Genomic DNA, 11,488 nt, shown 5'->3' on the forward strand with positions numbered 1-11,488 from the left:
TCAGCGCTGCTACAAACCGGGCAATAGCAGGCAATCACTGGTGTTCCGGCACTGGATCCCGTACCGAGGAACACAATCTTCATGCCGCTACCGCGTGCTTAAACAGGGCGTGGAAATTGGCCGTGGTCTGCGCGGCGATATCCTCCAGCGTCTCACCCCGCAACGCCCCGAGAAGGGCCGCGACATGCGCGACAAAAGCAGGCTCGTTGCGCTTGCCGCGTTGCGGCATGGGGGCCAGATAGGGCGCGTCCGTCTCCACCAGCAGGCGATCCGCCGGCACCTTCCTGGCCACCGCCTGCAATTCAACGGACTTCTTGAAAGTCACAATACCGGAAAAGGAGATATAAAAGCCCATATCCAGGGCCGCCTTCGCAAAATCCCAGTTTTCGGTGAAGCAATGGATGACGCCACCGGCTGCCGCCGCATCTTCACTGCGCAGCATGGCGATGGTGTCCGCCGCCGCCGCACGGGTATGGACGACCAGCGGCTTTCCCGTAACCTTGGAGGCGGCAATATGCCGGGCAAATCGCTCCCGCTGCCAGGACAAATCCCCTTCACTGCGGAAATAATCCAGGCCGGTCTCGCCGACGGCCACTACTTTGTCTGCCGCCAAGGCGGCGAGCAGATGCCCCCATTCCGGGGTCTCTACTGCGGGTTCATTGGGATGCACACCCGCCGCCGCCCACACGCCGGGGTACTCGGCAGCCAGCGCCTGCACCCGCGGCCAGTGCGCCTCGACGACCGCCGCAATCAGTATTTCTTGCACCCCGACTGCCTGGGCACGCGCCAGAATAGCGGCCCGGTCTACATCAAAATCGTCGAAATCCAGATGACAGTGGGAGTCTACCAGCATGCGTTTATGACCTTCTGGCGGATTCAGGCGAATTTTTCCTGCCCGACATGCTGGGCAGACAGATTCCGCCTTTGCCGGGCCGCCTCAAAGAGGCAAATCCCGGTAGCGACGGACACGTTCAGGCTTTCGATGGCTCCCATCATGGGAATATGCGCCAGATAATCGCAGTGCTCGCGAGTAAGGCGGCGCAAACCTTTCTCCTCCCCACCCATCACCATCACCAGCGGCATATTCAGGTCAAGCGTATAAAGACTCTGAGCCCCCTCCCCCGCCATCCCGACCAGCCAGAAGCCCGCCTCTTGCAGAGCAGACAAGGTTCGCGACAGGTTGGTCACGGTACAGACCGGAACGCGTGACGCCGATCCGGCAGACGCCTTGCGCACGGTGGCATTGACCGGACAGGCATTATCCTTGGGCAGAATCACCGCATCGACCCCCGCTGCTTCCGCACTGCGCAGACAGGCACCGAGGTTGTGCGGATCAAGCACACCATCCAGCACCAGCAGGAAGCCACGGCCGTCCAATTGCGCAAGGATCGTCTCGAAGTCCTGCCCGGGAAAGGCGCGCAGCAAGCCGCCCACGCCCTGATGCTTGTCGGTATTCAGCCTCCGCCCCAGTGCCGTGCTCCGCCATTCATGCACTGGCAGATGCTGTTCTGTGGCCTTTTGCAGTAACGGCGCGACACGGTCATCGGCCCTTCGCTCAATCGCCACCCAGAGCTCCAGCAATTCTCGCGAATCCAGCGCGGCGCTGACCGCGTGGATACCGTAGAGGGATTCTTCAGTCACCCGGCACTCCCGCCAACATCGTGAAAACTTCAGGATTACGCTGGGAGGGCGGCACACAAGGCAGACCGACGCGCGCAAAGGCCGCTGCTTCGTCAGGTGCCGGGTTCTGATCCCAGCCCGGCAAGCTGCGACACACCGCGACAAACCCGGCTGGCCCCGTATGGGCGATCTGCGCAAAACCCAGGAATTCGGTCGGGGCCTGATAAAATTTTACCTCGATGCCTTCCTGACTCCATGCCTCCCGCTGCCCGGAGGCAAACCCCGCAAACAGGGGACAGGCAGCAAGTGCGACGTCCCACTCGTCCGGCATCAACACGCCATCGCGGAGAAATTCCAGGCGCGGCAGCGGCCATTCACCCCGTCGCAAAGGGCCGGTACGCTGCAATCGCCATCTCTGCCCTGCAGCCCAGGCGAGAACGCGCGACTCCAGATCCAGATACACCGACAGCGGTAGTATCATTAGCAGGGCACAAACTGCAGGAAACCGTCAAAATGCGCGATTATCATACGGACTTAGAAGCTGTCGAAAATATCGTCAACGATATTGTCCGCCACCGCGAAACCCGCACCCAGACCCAAACCGGTCATGACATTACCCAGGAAACCGCTGCCCATACCCGGCTGTCCCTGCATGGGCGCATTCCAGGGACGCTGCTGCCCCATATTGGGGTTCATACCACCCTGCTGCCCCATCCCCTGCATCTGCATTTCCAACTGCTGGATACGCTGCACCATCTGCTGCAGCATCATCCCCACATTCTGCTGCTGTTGTTGCAGGTTTATGGCTAGGCTGCGCAATTCCATACTGATCTCGCGTCCGGTCATATTATCCGGTGCCATGGCGTTCACCCGTCCGGCGACCTGCTGCAAGGCCTGCAGGTTGTTCTGGGTCTGCTGCTGCAACTGATTATATTGTTGATCCAACATTGAGTAGTCCATAATGTGCTCCTGATTTCGTAAAGATAATACCCATTGGTTAGATGGGCGGAAAGCCTGTACAGTTCCACAACCGCGGTGATCTGCGCAACTACTCCTGCAAGCGAATGCGCCGCTCCCAGGCACGCCATACCCCGCGCGCCAACAGCACCAGAATAGGTCCGATAATCAGGCCGATCAAGCCGAAGGCTTCCGCACCACCAAGAATACTAAAGAACACTAGAAAGAAGGGGGCCTGCGTCTGCGATCCGGTGAGCAGTGGGCGTACCACCAGATCCGCCACGGTAATGACGACCAACCCCCAGGCGAGAACGAGCAGGCCGGCGATCCAATGCCCCGTAAAAGTGAGCCAGAGGGTGGCCGCGCCGACTACGGCCGTGGCGCCAAAGGGTATCGGCGATATCAGTGCGGTAGCGACCAACCAAAGGGGCCACATGCTCAGGCCGGCAACAGCGTAAGCGATACCAATAAACATGCCCTCCACCACACCCACACCGATGAGGCCGATCAGCACCGAACGCGCGGCATCCCGGCAGGCGGCCAAAAACCGATCGCCACGATCACGGCCCCAGAGTTGTGTAGCCCCCAGGTGCAGCGCCTCCGTGAGACGCTCACCGTGCAGGGCCAGCGCAAACACGGTCAGTGCCGCAAAAAACGTATGTAACGTAAATATCCAGAGCTGACCCAGAGAATCGGTGACGAGGCCGGAATGGGCGCTGAGGAGCGCGGAGAGAGAGGCACCGTTCAGCCCATGCATATGGCTGAGCAGCCAATGGCCGACGTAAGGAATCTGCATCACGCCCGGTGGCACTTCGACGAGCGGACCACCTGACTGCCAGCGGAAGATGAGCAGCGCTACCTGGGGCAATACAGAATCAACGATAATGACTGCAGGAATGATGATGATAGCCACCCATGCCAGGGCGTGTATAAGCGAACCCAGCCAGCGCGGCAAACAGAACGCACGCTCCAGGCGCAACTGCCAGGGCCAGCCCACTGTTGTCAGCACAGCCCCCATCAGCAGGGGGCCGGCGAATGGACTGAGGGTGTATGCGGCGCCGGCATAAATCAGCAGCAACACGAACATGCCCCAATTGGCGTAGCGTGATGGCTTTTGGCTTTTTTGCACCCCATCCCCCTGGTGTTAATCTACAATGGAGTGCAAAGATACCATAGTGCCGTGCCGATGGAAATGCACATAAGCGTCAGAAAAACCGACAAGATTGACCGATCAGTGAATATGAATACCGGCGCGATCCCAGACCGGCTCGACACCGTCGGGCAAGGTGAGCAGATGACCGATGGCAGCATGACCAACATCCGGGCCATGGAAGTCGGAGCCGACCGATCCCGCCATGCCCAGTTGTCGGGCGAGACGCCCCAGATGCTCACGATCCCCGGCCGCCTGACTGCCAGAGCAGACCTCAAGGCCGATGCCGCCCGCATCCCGGAACTCGGTGAGCAAGGCACGCAGCCGGGTACCGCTGAGTTTATAGCGACCAGGGTGGGCGAGAACGGCGGATCCACCTGCCGCGTTGATCCAGCCAACCGCCTCGGGCATGGGAATCCAGTCGCTGGGCACGTAGGCCTTACAACCGCGCCCAAGATATTTGCCAAAGGCCTCATTCGCGTCTGCACAATATCCCTCACGCACCAGCCAGCGCGCAAAGTGGCTACGCCCCACCATGCGGCCGCCCGCCATCGCTCGCGCTCCGGCTTCTGCGTCAGGAATACCGGCACCGTCTAATAAACGTCCGATTTCTAAGGCACGCCAGTCACGGAAGGCCATAATCCGACTCAAACCTTCCTGTAAGATGCCATTCGCGGGGTCAATAAAAAGGCCGACAACGTGGATACCCTGGGTGCTCCATTCGCTGGAGACTTCAACGCCGGGGATAAGTTGAATATCCAGTGCCGCCGCCTGCACACTGGCCTCCGCAAGCCACGCAGTGTTGTCATGGTCAGTCAGCGCCATGACGCGCACCCCCGCCGCATGCACCCGCTGCACTAGGTCGCTGGGCGTCATGGTGCCATCGGAGGCGAGGGAGTGCATATGCAAATCAACAGGAGAAACGGGGTTTGGGTGCGACATTGAGAAGATTCCTGAATAAAGAGGATGCAACTTGCTGCGGAATTCCGGCACCATTCCATGCTAGCATAACACGCTCAGCTCTTCATCTGAGCATATCGGAGGCGACAGTGGCTCTCATCCTGGACATCTCAGGCGCACAAAAGCGCTTTGAACAATACGCCAAACCCATCCTTGGGGCCTTTGCCGAGAGCGGTATCGCCAGCGGAGAGCAGATCACCCCGCCAATGATTGTGGACGCCCTGCGCCAGCTTTTCGCAGTGCTGACAACGGATGTTGCCTCCTGGGACCCTTCCCTGCCCGCCGACGAGCCGGAGCGCATCGGCGACCTGGCCATCGGTCTGCTGATGGATCTCGCCACCTGGGCCGAGCGCCTGGGTGAGCGTCAGGCGAAGGCGGCCCTGGAAATGATCACCGTCAGTCTCGCAGCATGGGTATGTAATCAATGCGGCGCCATCCATACGCTGGAGCCTATCGTCAACGGTCTGGCCATTCTGGCCAATAGTCGCGGCGAGCCCGACGAACTGCGTTCCCTGGCCCAATTGATGGGCAAGGTGAAAGAAGCCGCATCCGCAGACTATGGCACCGATCTGGATGGCGCAGATCCACACCGCCCCTGGCGTATTCTGTTATTGAATTGGGGCATCACGGCGACGCGTGCGCAGGATCCAGCGGAAATGCGGTGTGCTTTTGCAGCATTGGTGCATCATTTACCTGCCGATGCGCCATTATTCTTTCGGGAAGGACGCCAGCAAGTGGCTCAAGGTGATTATTCGGATGAGGTGAAGGCGGTCATGGAAGAAGCGGCAAAACGTGCCGGACATAGTCTGCACTGAATCCCAATAACATGGCCCGGACGCCAATCCGGGCCATGTTACCTGTTCACCCACGCGGGTTCCTGCGCTGGGCGCAAACAGGATAACCGGCAATCAGAGCTCTTTGCCGTGATGCGCCAGGAAGTCGGCAACACCTTCACTGGTCGGCTTCATGCCCGCTTTGCCCTTCTCCCACTGTGCCGGGCAAACTTCACCGTGCTCTTCAGAGAATTGCAACGCGTCCACCATACGGATCATTTCGTCAATGTTGCGGCCCAGGGGCAGGTCGTTGATTACTTCATGGCGTACCACACCTTCGCGGTCGATCAGGAAGGAGCCACGCAGCGCCACCTCATCATTGAGCAAAACGTCATAATTGCGCGCGATACTCTTGGAGAGGTCCGCCACCATGGGGAGCTGGATGTGGCCAATGCCGCCCTTCTCTTCCGGCGTGTTTTTCCAGGCCAGATGGGTGAAGTGGGAGTCCACGCTACAGGCGATGACTTCCGTATTGCGCGCCTTGAACTCCGAGAGACGGTGATTGAACGCGAGGATTTCCGAGGGACAGACGAAGGTAAAATCCAGCGGATAGAAAAACAATACGGCATATTTTCCCTTGATATACTGAGAAAAATGAAAAGCTTCATTGATAGTATTGTCGCCCATGACCGCGGGGGCCACGAAATCGGGAGCAGCTTTGCCTACTAATACAGCCATCGTGTTTCTCCTCTGTTGAAACGGCAGGATGAAGTCCAGATTTTTACTATAGCGAACTTTTTCATATTTCGCTACGTCCAGGCTGCGGAGGATATGGGCAAACTCCCCCCAGTGGGCAGCACGCACTCCTTAGGCTAGAATAGGCCTCCAGCCCGCCGGGCGATCCCGGTCATAATCCATTAGACTAAAATGTGAGGAGCTTGGCCCCCATGACTTACGTGGTGACTGAATCTTGTATCAAGTGCAAATATACCGACTGTGTAGATGTCTGCCCTGTGGACTGTTTCCGCGAAGGACCGAATTTTTTGGTCATCGACCCCGATGAGTGCATCGACTGCACCCTCTGCGAGCCCGAATGTCCTGCGGGTGCCATTTTCCGCGACGATGACCTGCCCGAAGGGCAGGAAGAATTTGAGGAAATCAATGCCCGCCTCGCCAAGATCTGGCCGGCCATCGTTCAAAAGAAAATGGCGCCCGAAGATGCGGATGCCTGGCTGGAAGTAAAGGATAAACGGGGCCTGCTCGAAGAGTGAGCAACGCTGGCGCGCCCGCCGCGTTGCGTTCTCCCAGCTTTCGTCGGCTGCTCGGCCTGGTCCGCGCATATCGCGGCCGCATCCTCTTCGCCATGCTCTTCATGGTGATTTCCGGGGCGGCCACCGGTGGGGTAGCCTACATGATCAAACCGGTTCTCGACCGGATCTTCATCGACCGCAACGCCAGCATGCTCATCTGGCTGCCCCTGGGCGTCATAATGATCTACGCCGTTAAAGGCGGCGCCGATTACGTACAGGCTATCACCCTCGTCCGGGTGGAAGAAGACGTTTTGCGCGGTCTGCGCGAGCGTCTTTTCGCCCATACCCTGCGCCTGCCCCTCGGCACCCTCATCGACAGCAGTCACGGTAGCACCCTGTCGCGGATGAGCCTGGATCTGACTTTATTGCAGCAAGGCCTCTCGGTGTTGGCGCGCTTCTTTCTTTCCACCTTCCAGATCATCGCGCTCATGGCGGTAGTGTTTTACATGAGCTGGAAACTGGCACTGATCAGCTTCATCACTCTGCCCATCGCGTTTTATCCCCTGATTCGTTTCGGCCAGAAGCTGCGCCAGCGCGGCGAACGCCAACAAGAACAGATGGGTCAGATCATGGACCAATTTTCTCAAAGCCTGCGCGGCGCCGAAGTGATCAAAAGTCAGGGCGGTGAAGGCTTTGAGGCGCAGCGTTTCGGTGTTCAGGCGCGTCACTACTTCGACCTGATGATGCAGATTGCCCGCATCCAGAAGGCGACGGTTCCCGTCATGGAGATGATTGCGGCGCTGGGCATTGCGGTCATCATCTATCTAGGGGGCGATCAGGTGGTGAATGGCGGAATGACGACAGGGGCCTTCTTCAGCTTTCTGACGGCGCTGGGGATGATCTATGAGCCCCTGCGCCAGCTCTCCTCGGCCAACAATCAACTGCAACAAGGTCTTTCTGCTGCGGACCGGCTCTTCGCCTGGCTGGACCAACCGGCAGAGGCCAGCCAGCGCTCCCCGACGCCACGTCCCTGGGGCACCTGGCAGTGCCACGATCTCAAGTTACAATTGGGGGGCGAAGCGATTTTACGCGGTCTCCAATTCACCATACCACCTCTCAGCACGACGGCCATAGTCGGCCCCAGCGGCGGCGGCAAGACCAGTCTGGTGCGGGTGATGCTCGGTTTGCTGCCGGCCAGCGGGGGAGACATTACGGTGGCTGGGCGGTCCATCCGCGATCTCCCTGCCGGCGATTACCGGGGTTATTTCAGCTTTGTGGCTCAGGAGCCCGTACTCTTCAGCGGCACCGCCCTGAGCAATATCGCCTATGCCGATGCTCAACCCGATCACGAACGCGCCGAGGCGGCCGCGCGGCAAGCGCACGCCTGGGAGTTTTTAGCCCCAATAGGCGGGCTGGAAACGATGATCAAGGGCAATGGCGGCAATCTTTCCGGCGGCCAGCGCCAGCGGCTCGCCATCGCCCGCGCGCTCTATCTGGATCGCCCCGTGCTGGTCCTTGACGAAGCCACCAGCAACCTCGACAGCGAAAGTGAAGAACGCATCGCCGATACCCTCAGCGCCCTCCACGGCCGGAAAACCCTTATCATCGTCGCGCACCGCCCGCGCACTACCCGTCTCGCCGATCAGATCATCCGCCTGGAGCGTGGCCAGATCGTGGCCGAAGAACAGGAACACGGAGCCGCATAAGCGGCCTTAAACGTTCAGAAAGTTTCTCGCAACGATTGGCGCAGCGTAACTAAGGCCTCAGATAGACGCCGGTCGCCATCGGCATCCGGAGTGGAACCATAACGCTGGGCCAGATAGATTTCACGCACAGATTCCCACTGATCCGCGGGCACGGGCAACCGTTGCCAGAACAAACTCTCCACCCCCGGTCGAACGTCATTCAATCCCAAAGTACGCAAGGCACGCGCCGCACGCTGGCGCCAATATCCGACATCCTTACCCTGACCCGCCCGATGGCGGCGCCACAGCAGCCAGGCCATCAGCAGCAAAGCACTGCCCCCCGCCAGCCAGCAAGCCAGCGCGGCGTGCCGGTGCCAGTTCGGTGCCTTCGGCCAGTGTGGCGGATGGGCAAACGACTGCGCCATCTGCATCATTTGCAGGCCCGCTGACTCCCAGAGGGCACGCTGTTTGGCCGGGGTCAGGTCGATGACCATGTTGATCCACTGCCATTGCAACCAGTCCCAAAGCTGTTGAGCGCCGGGCACCACTGCGGGGGCTAAGGTCCCGGAATTGCTGCCCTCCTGACCGGGCACCGTCAGCGCAGGCGTCGCATCCAGCCGCACCCAGCCTTGTCCCGGTAGCCAGGCCTGTACCCAGGCATGGGCCATGCTCTGCCGCACAATCCAGTAGTTGCCCACCGGGTTGTACTCACCACCGTGATACCCGGTCACCACCCGTGCCGGAATTCCGTCCAGCCGGAGCAGCAGAGCCAATCCGCCCGCGTAGTATTCGCAAAAACCCGTATGGGTATGGAGGAGAAAATCCACCACGCCCTGCCCGTGGGGGTAACCCGTCGGCGCTTGCAGGCGGTAGCGGAAAGAGGGCTCATGAAACCAGTGCAGCAGACGCTGCACCACCACAGCACCGCTACCGCCCGCAAATCGTGCCGCCAACGCGCGCACGTCCGGGCTGGTGTCGGCAGGCACCTGCAGGGCCGCGGCGCGCTCCGCTGCAGAGAGCAGACGCGGTGCGGCAGGCGCAGACCAGACGATATAACGCATGAGCAAACCGGGCGCCTTGTCCAGACGCAATACGCCATCCGCCTGCTGCTGGTAGGTGACCGGGATATTCAGACGATAAGGCGCAGCTAGGGCAAACAGATAATTACTGTTATCGGGGCTTAAAACGATTTTCTGTCGAATGCCTGTGGCACCGGCGTCGGCAGATACAGCGCCCTGCACCATGGCGGCAGGTGGATCCGGCACCCAGCTCCGGCCCTCATCGCGCCAGAGGATCGCGCCCACCCAATATAAACTCTCCGGGTTAGCGGGCTGCGGACTGATCTGCGCCCGAAAAGCCGTGGCGGAGTCGAGGGCCAGATGCGCAATACGGTCTGGCGACAAATCCGCGCTGAAACCCGAATGCGCCACCCCCTGTGGCGGTGCCCAAGCCCAGAGCGGCGTCGGCGTACGCGGCAATATCAGAAAGAAAATGGCCGTCACCGGCAACAGCACCAGCAGAAAAACCAGACTGAAGACCAGCATGTAGCGGAAATCCCGCCAGTGCAGCCCTTCCGTCGTGCGCTCCACCGCTGCATCGGCTAAGGGCTGCCAGAGCAATCCCAGCAGGGACAGGTATAAGGCCGCCAACACAAAAATACCGAGCAGAACATCCACGCGCAGCCACGCTGCCACCCCCATGCCCAGCAGCACCAGCGCCGCCACCTGATAAAAGTCGCGCTGACTGCGTATTTCCAGTGCCTTCACCGCCAGCAGCACCAGCACCGCCTGACTGGCCATCGCCAGCCAGTTGCCCCATCCGGCCAGCAGCAACGCCAGCGCCAGCAGAAAAAGACCCAGCAGCAAGCGTTGCGCCGCACTGAACCAAGGCAGGCGCCCATGCCAGGCCCCATACAGCCCGAGACCGGTCGCCACGACCCAAGCCCCCATGGCCCAGAGTGCCGCCTCCGAACCCAGCGCGAGGAGCAAAAAGGCACCCATCAACGCCGCCAGTAAGGAGCCCACACTACGCGCGGGAAGCCGCAGACCAGGCATCAGCCCACCCTTCCCGGATGCGGCAAGCGCCGCAACCACTGTCCGGCAGAGCGTAGGCCCCAAGGCAGGGGAGCACGCTGATCAGCCTCCCGGAGCACCGGCAAAGGCGGCTGTTGCGCCAGCAGCAACAAGGCTTGATCCAGGCCCGAGTGTCCGCGACCCGTAATCATCCCGCCAGGCATCCGCAGTTGCCACGCCCAGCCTCGTTCCAGCGCGATGTCCAGCGCCGCGCGGAGTATTTGCAGGCGCTGCTCCACCAGCCAGCGTCGCAGCGTCGCGTCTTCCCAGTCGAGCAATATCCGTCGCTGCCCTGCCTGCTCCCGCTCACGGACAGGCAAGCGCAACGCGCCCTGCACGCCTAAAGACCAGTCCACCCGGCGCCAGACTACAGCGCCAAGCCCTTCTCCGGGCAGACGCTCCCGCACCCAGAGCAGATCACCGCTGCCGCCGGGCTCACCCCCCTCCGCCTCCTGCTGACCCAGATCTGCCGGTAGCAACGATGGCTCGCCCGCAGCGGGGGCCACCCAGGGCTGATCCGCTGACTCCATCGCCAGGTGCATACCGCGCCAGACAAAAGCAAAGGGAAAGGCGGAACCCATCCGTAGAGGGGGTAACGGCGGCTGACCGCGTAGGGGCGGGTGCCAGGTCAGGGCTACCAACGCTTCCTGGCGCGCACCTACGCGAGTCAGGGTGCGTCGCGCATCGCCTAAGCGCAGTTCCAGTAGCCACAGTGGCCAGGGGCGTGGATTATGAATGCGCAAGAGCAGATCGCCCCGCTCTCCTGCGGTAAAAATCTGGCCGGGCAGCACTGCGGCACGCACCCGCCAGAGGTTGGCGACGGCGACGAAACCGGAGAGCACCATAATGGCCAGCATCATGGAAACCAGCAGGAACAAGACATTATTACCCGTGTTTACGGCAGAAAAGCCGAGGGCCAGGGTTAGCCCGACAAAGACCTTACCAGGACGGGAAAGACGTACCTCCCGCCGTTTGCGACTCACGGGCCAAAACCCCAGGTATCCTGCATCAGCAGTGCCGC

Annotated in this window: 12 protein-coding genes; 3 read left to right on the forward strand and 9 right to left on the reverse strand. The window is 60.7% G+C overall.

Annotated elements, in window-relative coordinates; all coding sequences use genetic code 11:
• Positions 1-79: 79 nt before the first annotated feature.
• The 6 genes from AC2VNK_RS02585 to AC2VNK_RS02610 all read right to left on the reverse strand — a co-directional run bounded on the left by AC2VNK_RS02585 (position 80) and on the right by AC2VNK_RS02610 (position 4,630).
• Complete coding sequence (locus tag AC2VNK_RS02585; protein WP_486882695.1) at positions 80-853, reverse strand: TatD family hydrolase; 774 nt, start codon at positions 851-853, stop codon at positions 80-82.
• Between the two features lie 23 nt (positions 854-876).
• Positions 877-1,641 carry a 23S rRNA (guanosine(2251)-2'-O)-methyltransferase RlmB gene (gene rlmB, locus AC2VNK_RS02590; RefSeq protein WP_291523979.1) on the reverse strand — a complete coding sequence of 255 codons (765 nt, stop codon included), beginning with the start codon at positions 1,639-1,641 and terminating at the stop codon, positions 877-879.
• The gene (locus AC2VNK_RS02595) at positions 1,634-2,101 is read right to left on the reverse strand and encodes a hypothetical protein (protein WP_486882696.1); all 468 of its coding nucleotides are present in this window, start codon (positions 2,099-2,101) and stop codon (positions 1,634-1,636) included. Before AC2VNK_RS02595 ends, rlmB begins: the two co-directional genes overlap by 8 nt.
• A 53-nt stretch (positions 2,102-2,154) precedes the next feature.
• Complete coding sequence (locus AC2VNK_RS02600; RefSeq protein WP_486882697.1) at positions 2,155-2,580, reverse strand: hypothetical protein; 426 nt, start codon at positions 2,578-2,580, stop codon at positions 2,155-2,157.
• Between the two features lie 88 nt (positions 2,581-2,668).
• Entirely contained in the window at positions 2,669-3,706 is a 1,038-nt protein-coding gene (locus AC2VNK_RS02605; RefSeq protein ID WP_486882698.1) for an AI-2E family transporter, read from the reverse strand.
• A 102-nt stretch (positions 3,707-3,808) separates the two neighbouring features.
• A complete protein-coding gene (locus tag AC2VNK_RS02610; protein WP_486882699.1) occupies positions 3,809-4,630 on the reverse strand; it encodes a PHP domain-containing protein in 822 nt (273 codons plus the stop codon).
• A gap of 146 nt (positions 4,631-4,776) precedes the next feature.
• On the opposite strand from AC2VNK_RS02610, the gene AC2VNK_RS02615 reads away from it, so the two are divergent.
• Positions 4,777-5,502 (forward strand): hypothetical protein, encoded by a 726-nt coding sequence (locus AC2VNK_RS02615; RefSeq protein ID WP_486882700.1) that lies wholly within the window; start codon positions 4,777-4,779, stop codon positions 5,500-5,502.
• 93 nt (positions 5,503-5,595) lie between these two features.
• On the opposite strand, the gene AC2VNK_RS02620 is transcribed toward AC2VNK_RS02615, so the two are convergent.
• Positions 5,596-6,198, reverse strand: a complete 603-nt coding sequence (locus AC2VNK_RS02620) for a peroxiredoxin (protein ID WP_291523969.1) — start codon at positions 6,196-6,198, stop codon at positions 5,596-5,598.
• A 209-nt stretch (positions 6,199-6,407) separates the two neighbouring features.
• Here AC2VNK_RS02620 and fdxA point away from each other — a divergent pair, with 209 nt between their 5' ends.
• A complete protein-coding gene (fdxA, locus tag AC2VNK_RS02625) occupies positions 6,408-6,731 on the forward strand; it encodes a ferredoxin FdxA (RefSeq protein ID WP_291508561.1) in 324 nt (107 codons plus the stop codon).
• Complete coding sequence (locus AC2VNK_RS02630; protein ID WP_486882701.1) at positions 6,728-8,416, forward strand: ABC transporter ATP-binding protein; 1,689 nt, start codon at positions 6,728-6,730, stop codon at positions 8,414-8,416. The genes fdxA and AC2VNK_RS02630 overlap by 4 nt, the downstream gene beginning before the upstream one ends.
• A 14-nt stretch (positions 8,417-8,430) precedes the next feature.
• On the opposite strand, the gene AC2VNK_RS02635 is transcribed toward AC2VNK_RS02630, so the two are convergent.
• The gene (locus tag AC2VNK_RS02635; RefSeq protein WP_486882702.1) at positions 8,431-10,449 is read right to left on the reverse strand and encodes a transglutaminase TgpA family protein; all 2,019 of its coding nucleotides are present in this window, start codon (positions 10,447-10,449) and stop codon (positions 8,431-8,433) included.
• On the reverse strand, positions 10,449-11,488 hold a 1,040-nt coding region (locus tag AC2VNK_RS02640), incomplete at its 5' end, for a hypothetical protein (protein WP_486882703.1). The genes AC2VNK_RS02635 and AC2VNK_RS02640, both read right to left, overlap by 1 nt.

The sequence above is a fragment of the Acidithiobacillus sp. TH-A35 genome (assembly GCF_057473505.1).

Excerpts from the sequence above, each read along its gene's own strand:
- AC2VNK_RS02635 (WP_486882702.1), bottom strand. The coding sequence starts at position 10,449 with ATGCCTGGTCTGCGGCTTCCCGCGCGTAGTGTGGGCTCCTTACTGGCG.
- AC2VNK_RS02600 (WP_486882697.1), bottom strand. The coding sequence starts at position 2,580 with ATGGACTACTCAATGTTGGATCAACAATATAATCAGTTGCAGCAGCAG.
- fdxA (WP_291508561.1), top strand. The coding sequence starts at position 6,408 with ATGACTTACGTGGTGACTGAATCTTGTATCAAGTGCAAATATACCGAC.
- AC2VNK_RS02595 (WP_486882696.1), bottom strand. The coding sequence starts at position 2,101 with ATGATACTACCGCTGTCGGTGTATCTGGATCTGGAGTCGCGCGTTCTC.
- AC2VNK_RS02610 (WP_486882699.1), bottom strand. The coding sequence starts at position 4,630 with ATGCACTCCCTCGCCTCCGATGGCACCATGACGCCCAGCGACCTAGTG.
- AC2VNK_RS02585 (WP_486882695.1), bottom strand. The coding sequence starts at position 853 with ATGCTGGTAGACTCCCACTGTCATCTGGATTTCGACGATTTTGATGTA.
- AC2VNK_RS02620 (WP_291523969.1), bottom strand. The coding sequence starts at position 6,198 with ATGGCTGTATTAGTAGGCAAAGCTGCTCCCGATTTCGTGGCCCCCGCG.